The organism is Sporolactobacillus kofuensis (genome assembly GCF_024125425.1).
Taxonomy (GTDB): Bacteria; Bacillota; Bacilli; order Bacillales; family Sporolactobacillaceae; genus Sporolactobacillus; species Sporolactobacillus kofuensis.
In genome coordinates this window covers 156,149-173,304 of record NZ_JAMXWN010000002.1, presented here as the reverse complement: position 1 = coordinate 173,304, position 17,156 = coordinate 156,149, and the positions used below count along the sequence as shown (strand labels likewise).

The window sequence follows — 17,156 nt, the reverse complement described above, 5'->3', positions numbered from 1 at the left end:
TGCTTGCTCTTCTGAACTTGTTTCAATTATAGAGAACGTTTATGTAGTTAATATGGTGGTTTTTTTAAGGTTGTGTAAACCCGGTAAACCAGCATATGGAAAAATAGAGCAAGATGATCCACACAGAGTTATGAGAAAAATGCAGATGAACGCCCGTCTGTCCGTTTGGTTTTACGTCCACTTTGATAAAGGATCTTGATTGAGCGTGTCTGAATGAACATCACTAATAAAAGCATGCCCAAATTAGCCCAGACCATGAAAGGAAAATGAAAGATGTTAAGAATTCCGGCAGAAAGAAGCACAAGAATGACTAAATAATGTTTCGTAAGTGGGAATCCCTTCCAATTTTTCGAGGAAAAATAACTTCTGCTCATAAAGAACAGAACGTAAGATATGCCAGTGGCCAAACCGGCACCAATCGCACCATAGCGAGGCACGATGAGCACATTCAGGAACAGACAAGGGATCAGTGACAAGATACTGACCCAGATACTCAAATAGCTTTTTCGTGAAAAAACAATGCCTAAAGTCGTGGTTTCGCTGATCGTGTAAAGCACGGGTTGAAGGCAGAGTAAACCAAGCAATCCCGCAGCAGGGATATATTGTGGAGATAAGAGGAGCATCAGCTGATCTTTAAAAAAGAGAATGCCAAAGTAAAGTACAGACATTAGAAGGAGTACACTATCACTGACTTTTTGAAAATATTGAATCGGCTGCTTTTCGCTATACCACCGATATGCAGTTGGTACCCAAAAGCTCGTAAAACTGGATTGAACAACCGCCAGAATCGCAGCAATTTTCATAGCAGCCGTAAACATACCGATCGCGTAGAAACTCCCCCAACTTCTGAGCGCAAGCCGTCCTGCCGAATTAAGCAACGTAGAAGCAGATGCAGCGACCACAAGCGGCAGACCGAAGCGCACCATACGTATGAATAGTGCGCGATCAAAGCGAAATCCGCGCATGACAAAATAAGAACGGTGACGAATCATCAAATAACTGTCGCCGAGCATTTGTCCAAGCGCCGCAGAGTAGACGACAGCTAGAAAATCTCTTCGTATCATCAATACGAAGCATAATGTTGCTGCTAAGATTGCAAGCTTGATTAAAATGGTAAACAAAGAATAAGTTAGTGCCTTTTCTTCCATTCGAAGCGACAGCAAAATAAACCGTTCAAAAGTGGTGAAAATGAGCAGAATCCCAAGCAATACAGAAGCTACGAACTGATCATTTTCACCAAATAAGAATAGAGAGGTCATTTTAAGATTGAGCATAATCATGAAGAGAAGAACTAAGGAGAACAGAAGCGGCAAAATCAGCGCATGCAAAAAAAGGGAATGGCGATCCTTAACCTCATTAAATTCACGCGTATAGGCTTGATCAATGCCGAGATATTGAAAAGTCGAAAGTATCGTTAAAACAAGCGCAAACATGCTCGCCTTTCCAAATTCTGCAGGCGAGACAAAATGTGTCGTAACCGGAATTGTGATCAATGCAACCATTGCGCCGCCGGCAGGTCCAATCGAAAAAGCAAGCAGTCGCTTGATAAATGCCTTCATGGGATCCTCTTTTCATCAAAAAGTTGAATCAGTTGCTTATTCAGCTTATGAATATTGAATTGTTCATGAATCATTTCATGTGCATTTTGCGTAATCATACGCCACGATTCAGGAGATTGGATGATCTGCGCCAAGGTTTCGGCCAAAGCAGTGGTATCCTTTTCTGCAACCAAATAACCATTTTGTTTACTTTTTATCAGTTCAGGAATACCACTATGCTCCGTGGAAACAACCACCTTACACATCGCCATCGCTTCCATAAGCTGGACGGGAATACCCTCCATATCACCATCAGAAGCCGTAATACTTGGTGCGAGAACAATTTGGGCATTTTTCATCCGTGCAATCCACTCATCCTGCGTTTGCCAACCAAGCAGCTGCACGTAACGATTGAGTTTCTTTCTTTCGATCAACGTTTGTAGCTCGTCCTTCAGCGGACCATCGCCGGCAATAAAATACTGAAGAGAATATCCTTTCTTAACCAAAAGTCCAATTGCTTCAATGGCATAGTCCAGCCCTTTTTTTTCAACAAGTCTAGCTGCTGAGACCACAGTTATCGGTTTTCTAGGTTCCGAAGGATGACGATCGAACCGAAGCAAATCGATGCCCATATGATGCACAACAGTTCGTGAGGGATCAGCACCAAGCTCAAGACAACGCCTGCGCCAATAATTGCTGATCGGAAGAATGACTGCCGTTGAGTGAAACAAATCACGATAAGCCCCCGCTCCCTTTTGTTTCACGTAGCGAAGCATGTCATATCCATGGAAAGCAGTAAAAAGTTGGCCCCGCAACAAGCCAACCTCAATGCATTTTTGTGCCAAGATACCATTTGGCCCAAAGTGTGCCATAATAATTGTGCGTTCAGATAAATCGACCTGATTGAGTTTTCGAATCAGTAAAATCAGGTTGGGATGACGCAGCAAGATTCGTAACGGTACTGCACCTTTATATCTTCTTTTTAAACACCGTGCGATGAGATGCGAACCTAAGGCTTTGGCAAAAGATAACCCCTTTTGCAAACGGGTTTCTGTAGCTGAATCGCCATAATAGATCACACGATTCAGTAGTTCATAACGCAGAACATCCGGATGGACCTTGTGTCCCTCACCGCTTTTTTTCGCCAAGATCATGACGTCGTGCCCAGCATCGATCATACCGGTTATTTGATTCAAAATGAAAGTTTGAGAAAGCTTGGGAAATTCACCCACAACGAACAGAATATTCATAGATTTTCTCCATTATTGATCACATCGAGACAGGGCATTGATTGCGCTCCTCTAACGGCATCGATCAATGGATCGTCTCCGGAATCACGCTTGGCCGCCCAACCGAATAATATTCAATTTGTGCTTGCTTAACATCTGAAATACTGTAGCAATTCCGACCATCGAATACAATCGGGCTTGCCATTAACCGTGCATAGGTGTCTGGTTCCATTCGCTTAATGTCCGGCCAATCTGTGATAATGATGGCACAGTCGGCCCCACTTAATGCCTTTAAAATATTTTTTGTATAGACAGCCGGCGCACTAATCCAACGTGTGCCCTGATTGGCCGCAATTGGATCATAGCAAATCACATCGGCACCCAAGTCAACAAGTTTTGGAATGATGACGAGTGCAGGAGACTCACGCAAATCATCCGTATTCGGCTTGAAAGCAAGCCCAAGTACAGCAACGCGTTTTCCTGCAAGTGATTCAAACCGAGTGATCAATTTTTCAATAAGCATCCGCTGTTGATGATTATTCACTTCAATCACAGACTTCAATAAGTTGAAATCATGATGATGATTGCCTGCAAGTTGAACCAATGCGTTGGTATCTTTAGGAAAACACGAACCACCGTAACCAATGCCCGCCTTCAGAAAAGCAGTGCCAATGCGGTGATCAAGGCCCATACCCTTAGCGACCTCCTCCACATCCGCCCCGAGTTTTTCACAGAGATTGGCAATTTCATTGATAAAACTAATCTTCGTTGCCAAAAAAGCATTGGAAGCATATTTAATCATTTCACTGCTGGAAATGTCAGTCTTCACAATAGGAATACCAAACGGTTTATAAACCTGCTCAAGAATATTGCCGGTTTCCGGATCCTCTGTACCTACGACAATGCGGTCCCCTTTAAAAGTATCACGTAAGGCGGAACCTTCTCGCAAAAACTCTGGATTCGATGCAATCCGCACCCGTATTCCCGGTGCAACATTTGCATTAATGATTTCCTTGATATGATGATTCGTGCCAACCGGAACAGTACTTTTTATCACAACAATTACAGAATCACGAAGAGTTTCAGCAATATCGCGTGCCGCCTGTTCAACGTATTGAAGATTTGCTGAACCATCTGCACGCTGTGGTGTACCCACTGCGATATAAATTACCTCCACACCATCGAGCCCTTTTGCATGTTGATCTGTGAAGAATAAACGATTCGCATTTTGATTTCTTAGCATCATTTCACCAAGTCCAGGCTCATAGATAGTCGGAATGCCTTGGTTTAATTCCGCGATTTTATTACGATCAACATCGATACAAGTAACATCATGACCGATTTCAGCCAGCGCAACCCCAGTAACCAATCCCACATAACCAGTACCAATCACTGCGATCTTCATTTACGTCCCCTCACATTCTTCCTCTATAATCACTAAAATATCCCTGGACAAGACCTTTCATGCATTGTTTTCATTATCCGGCCTGTACGTAAAGCGAATATTAAGAAACCACATAGATTACGTTAATTTTTTTCTGATTGGTTGGCACCTACCATCGTACGATCAACTTTCCCGGTCTTATGTTCTATTTCACTCTAATTGGGTTCGATTTTCCATCGATTGGGTTCGGTTTTTCTCGCGTTAGGTTCGGTTTTCTCCCTCTTAGGTTCGATCTATTCTCTTAGGTTCGATTTCCTTCTGATTGGGTTCGATTTTCCATCGATTGGGTTCGGTTTTCCCCTCGTTAGGTTCGGTTTTCTCTTTCTTAGGTTCGACCTCTTCTCTTGGGTTCGATTTTCCATCGATTGGGTTCGGTTTTTCTCGCGTTAGGTTCGGTTTTCTCCTTCTTAGGTTCGTCCATATGGGAATGTAAATTAATTTATGTGAATGAATGATTTCCTAAATCAATCAACTCAGATAAAACGGTTACCTGACAGGGGGATTGAGCGTTGTTTGCTTTTTTACGAAAAAAAGCCTCCATTTCTCACAGTTGTGAAAAATGGAGGTTAAGGTTCAATCAGCTCACCGTACTTCAGCATCCGAATGTAATAAATGAATGAGCTACTTTGCCCAATGATGTTGCTTCTTTCGAAATACACGCGCATGTCGTCTTCCGGCAGCTCCTCGAAATGCGTAATTTCTAAATTATGACGGAGTGAAAACGCGTTAACCGCATCACGAATCGATGCTGCTTCAACAATTTTCTTTGGTAACTTAATATCAACAGGCATCCTTTGCCTACCGTTATATTCTTCATAAATCGCGTATCGATTCATCTCTACCCCTCCTTATCATTCGTTATTTTTGTTATTTTCTCCCGATCATGTTGTCCTATAAGCAAAAAGTCCAAAAAATTAATGTCGCTACAGCTTGTACCCTCTGCTTTCGGATACTTTTCTTTAGACAAACAACTAAGAAGAGGTTCTTTCTACTCTATAATATACGTCCTGGAAGATAAAGCAAAAAACCTTTCACGATTTATTATTCCCTCCCAAATCCTTTTTCATGGATTCACATTTTTATCCGTATGGAAAATGTCAATTGACGGCAAAATGAAAGAGAAGTTTTAATTCTTGCTGTAGGTGGACGCATGAACACATTGATCAAAAAGTTAATTGGCTTTTCGATGGGGCCGGTCATTGGCGCGATGATTTCCTTTATCACGATTCCTGTGACCACCTATTTTATTAATCCTGCCGAATATGGAAAAGCAAGCATGTTCTTACTTTTTCAAGCAATGGTTGGAACATTTCTCTTTCTTGGGATCGATCAAGCCTATACACGCGAATATCACCCTGCTTCCGATAAAACTCAGTTGTTTCAAAATGCGTTGTTGCTGCCTTTGGCACTGGCAATGATTGTTCTGATCGCGACGCTACTCGTACCGACCCTATTTTCCAAAGTACTGTTCGGAAGCCAGCATTATATTCTCCCGACAATACTCTTTGGGATTATGACCATTTTCATGGTGCTAGAGCGTTTTCTCTTGCTCTCCATACGAATGCGCGAAAAAGCGTTCGAATATTCGCTGCAAACTATTCTTGTAAAATTGGCCGTCTTGCTGCTTACGTTATTCTTCATTTTTTTCATCCGTCGGGATTTTCTAGCCGTTGTTTATTCTGCCGTGCTGGGTCAAATTAGCGGAGATCTTTACTTATTCTGGCGTTACAGGAACTTGCTGAGGATGAAAGATTTCCATCTCGATAAGACATTGCTTGTAGCCTTAACCAAATTCGGTTTGCCCATTGTCATCGCGACCTCACTCTCTAGTCTGCTTAATGGCATGGATCGGCTAGCACTCCGTTTGTGGAGTGATTTTGATCAGATCGGTATTTTCTCCGCAACCTTGAAAATAGCTGCCGTTCTGTCTGTCATTCAAACGAGCTTCACCAGCTTCTGGATTCCCACTGCATATCGTTGGTACTCAGAGGGACGATCAATTGATTATTTTAAAAAAGTCAGTGACAGTCTTCTTCTTATGATGTCTCTGATCGCTGCTGGAATCTTCTTATTTAAAAACAGCATCATCATTCTCTTATCTGAGCAATACGGTCAAGCACAATTTCTTGTCGGCTTTCTTTGCCTCCAGCCTTTAATTTACACCGTCAGTGAAACGACATGTTTGGGGATTGTATTCACAAAGAAAAGCTATTTAAGCATATGGGTCGGATTGTTTGCGTTGATTCCTGCAGTTGTTCTTGACATTCTTCTCGTTCCACCGTTTGGTGCGGCGGGTGCAGCAATTGCCACCGCGATCGCTTATATCTTCTTTTTCATCGCAAGAACCTATTTTTCCGGAAGATATTGGCAGAAAATACCCGTATTGAAGCATTATGCTGTTTTGTTATTACTCATTGTCGGTGCATTTGTGAATCTCTTCCCACTTTCCAATATGCTACTCATCAACATATGCTTAATCGCCTTGATACTTATTGTCCAGCAAAGCACCTTACGTCAGCTCTGGCTGCTTTGGAAAAAAGGTGTGTTCACGAATAATGGGGGAATCTAAGTGAAGATTGCAATCATTTGTACGGAGAAACGACCGATTCCGGCCGTTCAAGGCGGCGCCGTCGAGACATTGGTTGACTTATTAATCCGCGATAATGAAATGGATCACAAAGCGTCGATTGATGTGTACTCGATTGAGAACAACAAAGCCAAACGTGCTAGTCGCTCCTTGCAGCATACTCAATGCATATACATGGCACCAACAGATACTTGGCAAACCTTGCGTAATTTCATCAATCGCTTTTGCTTTAAAACACATCTTCCGTTCTATACCCACACGTTCTTAACACAAACAATCCGCAAACTAAAGCACAGGCGGTATGATTGGATTGTCGTTGAAAATCGACCGCTTTTTATTCCACCATTGCGTAAGCATCTGGGCAGCGCGGCACAGATCGCATTGCACTTGCACAATGACACATTGAACCAGCAATGTTACTACGCTGCTTCAGTCATTCGTCAGTGTGACTGCATTCTTTCAGTCAGCGACTTTATTAATCACCAAGTCCGTGGAGCAGCGAAAAATGTTCATGATCACACTAAAGCACATGTTCTTTATAATCGTATTGCACCCGAATTCTTTCGTCTTAAGAGAAATTATGCTCATGATCTACTGAGAAAACAATGCGGAGTCATGAGTGAGAAACAGATCGTGCTTTATTTTGGTCGTCTGAGAATCGATAAAGGCGTGCTGAACCTGATTCAAGCTTTTACGCAGGCGTTACAAAAAAATAACCATTTATTTCTTGTCCTGATTGGCAGTTTTACAAACGATGATGATCAACTGCACATTATGAGTGCTCTCGACCGACTTCCTAGTGGCACATTTTCACATCTTAACTACATCCCCCATGATCAGTTACCGAATTACCTCTCTGAGGCAGATATGATTGCACTTCCTTCAATTTGTAACGAAGCATTCGGCTTAACAATCGCTGAAGCCATGGCGCTTGGTAAAACCGTCATCACAACAGATAGCGGTGCCATCCCCGAGCTGATTGGTTCCAATGCAGGCATCATTGTGAAACGTAATCAACGGCTCAATGATCAACTGGCCAAAATAATTTTGACATGTGCTGCAAATCCAAAGCTACGCATGCGGATTGGTAGGCATGCACGCGAAACGGCGCTGCGCCGCTTTCAACCTGAAGGATATATGGAAGAAATGATGATGAAATTAAATCGGCCAGATGCTGATCCCCGCTCTATACGCCATGAAAATCGAAAAAGACATGTCGACCAATAAGCAGTCATCCACGTGATGTGTGGATTCATAGACACAAACACCCCCGGTCTCCATGTGTCGAAGTCCGAGGGTGTTCATTCAAAAAAATGATTTCAATGAATCATATTCCGTAGTTTAAGTTCACAAATTTCACATTCACGTAGTCATCAATACCTTGGTGTCCGTTTTCTCTGCCGAAGCCTGAATGTTTCACTCCGCCGAATGGTGTTTGGGTGAAGGCAACCGTGTTGCTGTTGACGCCAACCATGCCGTATTGCAAACCTTGACTGACCTTGGCAATCGTTTTTAGATCTAAGGTATAGAAGTAGCTGGCGAGTCCATAGTTGGTATCGTTAGCCATGCGAATAACCTCATCAGTATCGGAAAAAGCAATCACCGGGATGACCGGTCCAAAGGTTTCTTGATAGAAAATGTCCATTTTGTCGGTGACACCGGTAAGAACAGTTGGAGCAAAGAAATAGCCGTTACGGTACTCGCCTTCGGTTAATCGTTGACCGCCTGTAGCCAGAACAGCACCTTTCTCCACACTATCTGTGATTTGGTGCTGAATTTTTCCAATCGCGTCTTCACGAATCAGTGGACCGGCATCAACACCTTCTTTCAAGCCGTTGCCGACCTTCACCTGTTTCACAGCTGCGACGAGCTTCTCCGTAAAGGCATCCAGAATCGATTCTTGAACGAAAATCCGGTTTGGCGACGTGCAGACCTGTCCGTTATTGCGGAATTTGGCGGTAACCAGATCACGAACGACTTTATCGATCGGTGCATCTTCAAAAACAATGAATGGCGCATGACCGCCAAGCTCGAGCGACACTTTCTTCAACGTTTCTGCAGACTGTTCAAACAGCAACTTACCCACAGCAGTCGAACCTGTAAAAGTAATTTTGCGTACACGATTACTGGAGGTCAGTGTTTTACCAATTGCCGGTGCATCACCCATTACTAAGTTCACTGTTCCATCAGGAACACCGGCTTCTTGGAATAGTGCCATTAAAGCCGTTGCCGAGAGCGGCGTTTCCGGTGAAGGTTTAAGCACAATCGTATTTCCACCTGCAAGCGCCGGTGAAATTTTACGCGTGATCATTGATGAAGGAAAGTTCCATGGCGTAATCGCACCAACGACACCTAATGGTTCTTTCTGTACAAGGAAGAGATGACCATTAGGTCCCGGAATGGTTTCGCCATAAATACGCCTCATTTCCTCTGCGTACCAGCGCACACTTTCTGCTCCGCCAAGCACTTCTCCTTTCGCCTGGGCAAGCGGCTTGCCTTGTTCCACGGTCATAATCGCTGCTAACTCATCGGCATGTGTAACAATGAGATCAGCAATCTTGCGCATAATTCTTGATCGATCATCTACAGGCATCGATGACCACACCGGGAAGGCTTTCTGTGCGGCTTCAATCGCCTTCTCAGTATCAACAGCACCACCTCGAGCAACCGTTGCGATTACTGCTCCTGTTGCTGGATTGATGATCTCATCACGTTCGCCGCTCTCGGCATCAATCCACTCGCCGCCGATAAATAATTGTTTCGGTGCGTTCTCTATAAAAGCATCGAATTCTCCCATTCTGCATCCACCCCACAAGTATCTTGAATTCTTGGAATCTATTGATTTATGTAATTATAGATCAAGCATACCTGATCTTATGTATACTTTCCACCCAAATAACAGATGGAATCCGCCCGACCTTAACTGAAAAAAGAAGAAAACACCGAACGGCTCGTCCCTTCGGTGTTTTCTCTCTTATCTAGATCAATGAGCACCTTCGATAACTCGCCATCTAAATACTCAAAAGTTTATTTAGTTATCCGTTTTGCCAAAAGCAGTCTGGTTCGCCAAGAAATCCGGCATTTCGTTGCGCATGAACTTGCTAATGTTGTCTACTGTGACTTGCGCCACGCGCGCAATACTCTCACGCGTTGTTCCACCAATATGCGGAGAAACAATCAAATGGTCCAAATCAGGAACCGATTCGGGCGGTTCGGTTTCAAATACATCAAGTGCTGCGCCGGCAATTCTGTTCTCACGTAATGCCTTAAAAAGTATGGGTTCATCAATCAATGCGCCTCTTGAAATATTCACCAAGAATGCCGTCGATTTCATGAGATCAATCGCCTGCTGATCAATAAGATGATAATTCGACGCGGTCAATGCTGTACTGATTACAATGTAATCAGCTTCCGTAAGCAGCTGATTAAATGCAACAAATCGTGCACCAAGACGCCCAGCTGCCTCAACATCCTGATAGTTTCCATAAGCAATAATCTTCATTTCAAATGCACCGGCAAATCGAGCAATCTTTTTACCAATTGCGCCAAACCCAATAATGCCCACAGTTTTCCCGGATAACTCGTGACTTTCTCCCCTTGGCCAATCGCCACTTTTGGTTTTTCGATCCAGCATCGGGATCATCCTAGATAAGCTGATCATTTGACCAAACGCGAGTTCAGCGACTGAGGTTGCATTCTCTCCGGGTGCATTGCTGACCAAGATGCCCTTTTCTTTCGCATAATCCAAATCGACATTATCAAGTCCGGTTCCCGTTTTTAACACATAGTTCAATTGAGGGGCGGCATCCATCACTTCTTTATCGCAAGGCGCAATTGCTGTTATATACACTTGCGCATCTTCAATTGATTTTTTAATCAGCTCTTTATCCAATGCTTGGTCAAACATTAAGCATTGGACATGCGCCCCCATGGCTTCAAGATGTTCCACCATGCTTTGGTAAACAGGCACATAAGATTTCCCAACACAGAAAAGGATACGCATGGCTAATCCCCTCCCTCAATGATTTTATAGAGTGCTTTTATTATTTTCGGCGCTTATTTTGCATTCAATTATTAATATACCAAATGCAATGGTTTGTTCCTAAGCAAATGACTCCCTAATTAGAAAAAATTAATATGTATCGTTCGTCCGTTGAAAAAATAAAAGCATCATGCTAAATTATGAAGAACAATAAAAATATGAATATTTAGAAAGAAAGGACTCTTTTAATGGACTTAGAAATTAATGAGCAAATCGAATCAAAAGTGATGGCATTTTTCAACCACTTACATACGCATGCAGAAGTCAGCATGAAGGAGTTTGCAACCACCAGATTCATTAACGAACAACTAAAGAGTCTTGGCTTTCGGACACGAACATTTGAAGATTGTCCTGGGGTGATTGGAGAAATCGGGACTGGAAAGCCAGTGGTCGCTTTGCGTGCAGACATGGATGCACTGTGGCAAGAAGTACACGGTAACTTGCAGGCCAATCATTCTTGTGGTCATGATGCGCATATGGCGATCGTTCTTGGTGTTGCCATGCTGTTAAAGAATAAGAGCAAAACCTTTCATGGTACGCTCCGACTTGTCTTTCAGCCAGCTGAAGAAATCGGTCAAGGTGCGCTGGAGTTGAGCAAACGTGGTGTACTTGACGATGCCGACTACTTGTACGGCATCCACCTTCGGCCGGTTGAAGAAACCAAAGACGGGCGCGCCCGACCTGCGATTCTTCATGGTGCTTGTGCAACGATTCGCGGAGTAATCGAGGGTGAGGACGCACATGGCGCACGCCCGCATCTTGGCACCAACGCCATTGAAGTTGCAGCATCAATTGTAAGCGCACTGGGACATCTCCATGTCAATCCAATGATTCCAAGTTCCGTAAAGATGACCAACTTGCATGCAGGTTCCGCAACAAATATCATTCCTGGTCGTGCTGAATTCAGTCTAGATATCCGTGCACAATCTAATGAAGTGATGCACACACTTAAAGAGAAAATTGCGCAAATTATCAAAGGTGTTGCTGAGAGCTATGATGTCCGCATTACTTTAGATGGATCACATGGCAGTCCTGCAGCGGTCTCAGCACCTGAGGCAATAGCAATAATGGGCGAGGCTATTAAAGACGTTTTAGGCGAAGATCATTTCGACCCTGCCTCGAGTTCCAGCGGTGGTGATGACTTCCACCAATATGCCATTCGCAACACAAATCTTAAGTCAACAATGCTTGGACTTGGTTGTCATTTGTTGCCTGGTCTTCATCATCCATATATGACGTTTAATCATGACGCGCTGTATAACGGGGTGCTCATTTTATCCACTGCTGTGCTCAAAACTTTTGAGAAACTGAACCAGAACATCGATTAATCATCCAGTAATGAACGATTCGGGAGAAACGCGTAAAACTCGACCAAAATTCAAAAACAGGAATCTTCACGTTGTGAAAGGTTCCTGTTTTATTTTTCCCGAAAGAGAATGATACATAGTGTCTTATCAAAAAATGTAATTACACTTCAAGATTTGCCTGTTTCTTTCTTGAACAGGTATTCACAAAAAACTTGAAAAGATCAAGCATTCGCTGATCCCCACCAACAGTCATCGATTCCGGGTGCCATTGTACACCCATCACCAATCCATCATCCACCAAATCCACAGCTTCAATAACTCCATCAGAAGAATATGCAGCTGTGTGCAAACCATCACCTAGCCGATCAATCGATTGATGATGGAGGCTATTCACCATCATCGAGTCTTGACTGCTCAGCAACTTATATAATTCTGTATCAGAATGAATGCTGATCCGGTGGCTTCCTTGTTTGCGTGACACTTTCTGATCATGCTGAATAGGATGATCCACTTCGCTTGGAATATCCTGAATCAGTGTACCGCCCAATGCCACATTGATCACTTGCAGTCCGCGGCAAATACCGAATACCGGCTTACCCGCTTTCATTGATCCACGCAATAATTGGAATTCAGCCTCGTCACGATCCGTGTCAAACTCACCGCAGTTCAATGCTGGATCTTGATCAAAGAATTTCGGATTAACATCGCAGCCACCACTGAGGACAAAACCATCGAACGACTCAATATACTGATCGACACACGGACCTGGGACAATCGGCAGGATCACGGGGACCGCACCAGCTTTCATCAATGATGTGATATAATCTCGATGGCAATAGTCACCTTTTGAAAAAGCGGTAAGTTTTACAAAACCACTCGTGATTCCGATGATCGGTTTAGACACTGTCCTGCTCCTCTCATAAACTTTCTATCATTCATATTAAAGTTCAATATAGTCAACTTTCATATACACGTCAATGGTGTAAAACAATCACTTATCATTTCCGGATAAAAATTGCACCTTTATTGGCAATCCTAACTGATATTCCATTCATCTTACTCAAACAACTGTAAATCGTTGCTTCTGATGTACCACATTCATCCATCACAAGAATCATTTGTTTATTGAACTTATTTTCTTGCTTTTGAAAAGATAAGTCAATATATTTTCAGATGGAAACAGCAAAAAAAACGTGGCTTTGCCAACCTTGATCGGTTAACTAAATCCACGTTCCCGTTCCATCTTTTTTGTCAACTATAGAATTTCAAAATGCGAGATACTTATTCTGTTTGGCTACTTTGAATCAGATCTTGGATCGCCTGATGTCTGTCACTACAGTTAAATACTGCCGACCCGGCAACAAATAAAGACGCACCGGCTTGCAGACAAAGTGGAAGTGTCTCTGGATTAATACCGCCGTCAACTTCAATTTCCACAGACAGGTTCATAGACAGGATCATGTCATGTACAGCCTTTATTTTATCAATCATCGAATAGATAAAGCTCTGCCCACCGAAGCCGGGATCGACAGTCATAATGAGTACATAATCAATATCTTTAATAATGGATGCTAAGGAGGAAACCGGGGTTGATGGATTAAGAACAACACCCGCCTTTGCACCGCCATCCTTGATGATTTGAATCGCTCGATGCAGATGTTTGCAGGCTTCAATGTGAACCGATATCATATCTGCTCCAGCCTCTAAGAAAGAGGGCAACAGATCGATCGGCTCTTCCACCATTAAGTGAACATCCTGAGCAACCGTTGTCTCTTTTTTCAATGCTTGGACAACGTTGGCACCCATCGTAATATTTGGAACAAAATGGCCATCCATCACGTCAACATGAATCATGTCAACATCTTTTGCGATATCTTGGACATCCTCCGCTAAACGCGCAAAGTTGGCGGATAGAATTGACGGTAGAATTTTCATCGAACGGTTTCCCCTCCCACTATTGTAAGCGATTTCTAATCAATATAGTTTATACTACGACTTCATATTTCTCATGTCAAAGAACAAGAACGTGAATTTCGGTGCAACAGTACATCTGTTTTGCATAATTAACCCTATTCCATTATTCTAATGAGTGGATGCTTTGTAACCCATTATTCTTTCTCTAGTAATCGCTTACATAAAAGGAGGGAAACTTTATGAAGACGATTTATTTTGTCAGACACGGCCAGACACTATTTAATAAGTTAGGAAGAGTTCAGGGCATTTCTGATTCTCCTTTAACTCAGTTGGGTGAAACTGCTGCTGATCAATTAGGGACCCTATTTAAGGAACAAAATATTCGTTTTGACGTTGCTTATACAAGTGACCTTGGCCGTGCGAGACAAACAACGAAACGGATCATCGATCATTCCAATGATCCCGACACGCCAATTATGGAAGTGACCGATCTGCGCGAAGTATCTTTTGGATCGTTCGAAGGCGGTTTAAGTGAAACCATGTGGGCGGAAGCAAGTCAAGTATCAAATGGTTTGGTTGTCCGCGATGCATCCTCTGATGAAAACAAAATGAAAATACTTGCAACAATAAAAGCTATTGATACAGTTGATCTGGCTGAAAGCTTTGAAGATGCAACAGAACGCGTTAATCGAGTACTCCAAATGATTCGCACATCAAACGCTTCAAATCTTTTGCTTGTCAGCCATTGTCTTTTTATCGATTGCGTGCTTTGCGTTCTGCATGGTCAAGACTATCACGCCACCTACATTCCAAACACCAGTGTCACAAAGATTGTCTACGATCAAGGAACATTCACGGTAAAATACATCGGCGAAGTCGAACATTTTTAACCTTTCTCGATTCGACGAGTGATCTGCTTTGTTTCTCCTAACTCGCTTGGAAATAGAACTTTTACTGGCATAGCGTCGCAGTTATAACCCCTGAATTCATTCAAAATCATAGAACCGTGGTCTGCTGTAAGGACAGCGAATCACGGTTCTTCACATATTGTTTATGTTCTAATAAATAGTTTCTGCATGTTCAGGAACATATTCTTCGACGAGCTTGATTGGAACAATACGAGCGTTTTCATTTTAATTTTACAATTGCTTCGTTCAGAAATATAATGGCAATAAGAACCTGCACATATTTTTAATTGCTGATCATTTGTGCATATCGTGAGGTGTTTCTATGGATAATCAGGAGTTAAAGAAAAAATACATTCAGATCGCACAATTTTATTACGAACAAAATATGACACAAAATGAAATTGCCCAAAAAACAGGCATTAATCGAACCTCGATCAGCCGGATTCTTAAAAAGATTCGTGAGGAAGGTATTGTTAAGATAACCATTAACTATGATTTGAAGGATCTTTCACTTGCAGAACAACTGGAGAATCGTTTTCAATTAAAAAAAGCGATCGTTGTTACGGTAGAACAAGAACAATCGGAACAGGTGAAACGAACAGCTATTGGCCAAGCCACAGCGCAATTATTGAACACAATACTCGAGGATAATGATGTCATCGGGTGCTCGTGGGGCAGCAGTATGGCTTCGGTCGTAGAAGCTCTTGAGCCAACCGAACGATGGAAAAATATTTTTTGTGTGCCGATGGTCGGTGGTCCAGCAGGAAAGCTTGAGAGTCGCTACCATGTGAACACGATTTGTTTCCAGACAGCAGAAAAACTTAAAGGGAAATCGTTAATGATTGACGTGCCAGCAATCGTTGAACGCCCCTCAACACGCGATGATTTTATCCATTCACATTATTATAAAGAGATTGCTCAAATGTGGGATAAAGTAAGCATTGCATTGTTTGGTATTGGGTCAATAAATAGCACCGGCCAATCGACTTGGCATGCATTCTACGGAGAAAGTGCCGTCGAGAAGCTCAAAAATGAACAAGTCGCAGGCGATATCTGCTCTCGTTTCTACGATATCAAAGGTCATGTGGTTCGTACTCATCTTACAGAACGAACACTTTCAATGCCGCTGGATTGCTTAAAAAAGACACGCTATTCGATCGGAATAGCAGAGTCAAAGGCGAAAGTACCTGGAATCCTTGGCGCGTTACATGGCGGACATCTGAATACACTCATCACCACTGCAGACACTGCACATGAATTATTAGCTGCAAATTAACCTGAAAATAGATAAAAGATAGATTGCAGGAATGCTGCAATCTCTTTTCTCTATTATTGATTTTCATTGATGATTCATTATGTTCACAAAATCGGCAGAATTAATAACTGATTTTTGAAAATGATTTCACCATTTTGTTCAATTTTTCTGTATAGTAGTGACTAGATAGTCTTAATAGCCCAGTTCTATCCACCCAAGATCCCCCTAACATACACTTCAAAAATTTATTGAGAGGATATTGATCCATGACCTATTCCCAACACTTGAGACCAGACATTTCGAATTCGAAACAAGCCTTCGACCATTTGCTGAGAACGTGTCAACCACTCATCCGGTCATTGACAAAGAAATACGCATTTCTGCTGCATGAACGAGTCACCCACGAATTGATCCTTGAATGTCAAAGAATAATCAGGGAGGTAGATCAAATCTTTGACCCTACTCAAGTGCCAAAGGGGATCACTTCTGAACGTTACTTTTTCAATTTGCTTCGTCAGCGCATGAGAGAACAGCTTAAACACTATGTAAAGAAAAAGTTAGCGACCTCCTATTGCGACCTCGTTCAAGAAACGCAGAGTCCGTACAAGATTCGCCGCAAACACATTTCTTATCATCCAACACCTCATGTTCCACCTTTTTTCCCTTCATTTACAGAAAACCAATACACCTTTTACCGCATGCACATCATTCATGGTTACTCGATCCAACAGATTGCTGCAATGCATCGTGTTTCACAACAAACCGTTCGTCGATGGAAGCGGCAAACACAGCATGTCCTCAAAAATCATTTTCAAAGATAGAGATATTAGAAAAAAATAGTATTTATGACCTCCTTAATAGAATTATGCAGGGGCATTCAGAGAACGATCAAATGACACTTATTTCCCCGGAAATTGTCAATTTTTCACACA

14 protein-coding genes are annotated in these 17,156 nt (G+C 42.6%); 6 read left to right on the top strand and 8 right to left on the bottom strand.

Features of this window, described 5'->3' with window-relative positions; genetic code table 11:
• Nucleotides 1-128 precede the first annotated feature (128 nt).
• From NIE32_RS02270 to NIE32_RS02255, 4 genes are all read right to left on the bottom strand, one after another.
• The gene (locus NIE32_RS02270) at nucleotides 129-1,559 is read right to left on the bottom strand and encodes a lipopolysaccharide biosynthesis protein (RefSeq protein ID WP_253052587.1); all 1,431 of its coding nucleotides are present in this window, start codon (nucleotides 1,557-1,559) and stop codon (nucleotides 129-131) included.
• On the bottom strand, nucleotides 1,556-2,788 hold the full coding sequence (locus tag NIE32_RS02265) for a glycosyltransferase (protein WP_253052585.1): 1,233 nt from the start codon (nucleotides 2,786-2,788) through the stop codon (nucleotides 1,556-1,558). The genes NIE32_RS02270 and NIE32_RS02265 overlap by 4 nt, the downstream gene beginning before the upstream one ends.
• A gap of 64 nt (nucleotides 2,789-2,852) precedes the next feature.
• On the bottom strand, nucleotides 2,853-4,172 hold the full coding sequence (locus NIE32_RS02260; RefSeq protein ID WP_253052583.1) for a UDP-glucose dehydrogenase family protein: 1,320 nt from the start codon (nucleotides 4,170-4,172) through the stop codon (nucleotides 2,853-2,855).
• 605 nt (nucleotides 4,173-4,777) lie between these two features.
• On the bottom strand, nucleotides 4,778-5,047 hold the full coding sequence (locus NIE32_RS02255) for a hypothetical protein (RefSeq protein ID WP_253052581.1): 270 nt from the start codon (nucleotides 5,045-5,047) through the stop codon (nucleotides 4,778-4,780).
• A 314-nt stretch (nucleotides 5,048-5,361) separates the two neighbouring features.
• Between NIE32_RS02255 and NIE32_RS02250 the strand changes: the two genes are divergently transcribed.
• On the top strand, nucleotides 5,362-6,780 hold the full coding sequence (locus tag NIE32_RS02250; protein WP_253052579.1) for a lipopolysaccharide biosynthesis protein: 1,419 nt from the start codon (nucleotides 5,362-5,364) through the stop codon (nucleotides 6,778-6,780).
• A complete protein-coding gene (locus tag NIE32_RS02245) occupies nucleotides 6,781-8,025 on the top strand; it encodes a glycosyltransferase family 4 protein (RefSeq protein WP_253052577.1) in 1,245 nt (414 codons plus the stop codon). It begins immediately after the preceding gene.
• Between the two features lie 100 nt (nucleotides 8,026-8,125).
• Here the strand turns inward: NIE32_RS02245 and NIE32_RS02240 are convergent, their stop codons facing one another.
• Together NIE32_RS02240 and NIE32_RS02235 are read right to left on the bottom strand one after the other, a co-directional pair.
• Nucleotides 8,126-9,595, bottom strand: a complete 1,470-nt coding sequence (locus NIE32_RS02240; RefSeq protein WP_253052575.1) for an NAD-dependent succinate-semialdehyde dehydrogenase — start codon at nucleotides 9,593-9,595, stop codon at nucleotides 8,126-8,128.
• Between the two features lie 234 nt (nucleotides 9,596-9,829).
• The gene (locus NIE32_RS02235; RefSeq protein ID WP_253052573.1) at nucleotides 9,830-10,801 is read right to left on the bottom strand and encodes a phosphoglycerate dehydrogenase; all 972 of its coding nucleotides are present in this window, start codon (nucleotides 10,799-10,801) and stop codon (nucleotides 9,830-9,832) included.
• A gap of 227 nt (nucleotides 10,802-11,028) precedes the next feature.
• Here NIE32_RS02235 and NIE32_RS02230 point away from each other — a divergent pair, with 227 nt between their 5' ends.
• Nucleotides 11,029-12,168 (top strand): M20 peptidase aminoacylase family protein, encoded by a 1,140-nt coding sequence (locus NIE32_RS02230; protein ID WP_253052571.1) that lies wholly within the window; start codon nucleotides 11,029-11,031, stop codon nucleotides 12,166-12,168.
• Between the two features lie 139 nt (nucleotides 12,169-12,307).
• On the opposite strand, the gene NIE32_RS02225 is transcribed toward NIE32_RS02230, so the two are convergent.
• Complete coding sequence (locus NIE32_RS02225) at nucleotides 12,308-13,051, bottom strand: gamma-glutamyl-gamma-aminobutyrate hydrolase family protein (RefSeq protein WP_253052569.1); 744 nt, start codon at nucleotides 13,049-13,051, stop codon at nucleotides 12,308-12,310.
• Between the two features lie 377 nt (nucleotides 13,052-13,428).
• Entirely contained in the window at nucleotides 13,429-14,082 is a 654-nt protein-coding gene (gene rpe, locus NIE32_RS02220; RefSeq protein ID WP_253052567.1) for a ribulose-phosphate 3-epimerase, read from the bottom strand.
• 218 nt (nucleotides 14,083-14,300) lie between these two features.
• On the opposite strand from rpe, the gene NIE32_RS02215 reads away from it, so the two are divergent.
• From NIE32_RS02215 to NIE32_RS02205, 3 genes are all read left to right on the top strand, one after another.
• Entirely contained in the window at nucleotides 14,301-14,951 is a 651-nt protein-coding gene (locus NIE32_RS02215) for a histidine phosphatase family protein (protein WP_253052565.1), read from the top strand.
• Nucleotides 14,952-15,291: 340 nt separating this feature from the next.
• Complete coding sequence (locus tag NIE32_RS02210; RefSeq protein WP_253052563.1) at nucleotides 15,292-16,245, top strand: sugar-binding transcriptional regulator; 954 nt, start codon at nucleotides 15,292-15,294, stop codon at nucleotides 16,243-16,245.
• Nucleotides 16,246-16,490: 245 nt separating this feature from the next.
• Nucleotides 16,491-17,045: a helix-turn-helix domain-containing protein gene (locus tag NIE32_RS02205; RefSeq protein WP_253052561.1), complete on the top strand. Its 555-nt coding sequence runs from the start codon at nucleotides 16,491-16,493 to the stop codon at nucleotides 17,043-17,045.
• The last annotated feature ends 111 nt before the right edge of the window (nucleotides 17,046-17,156 follow it).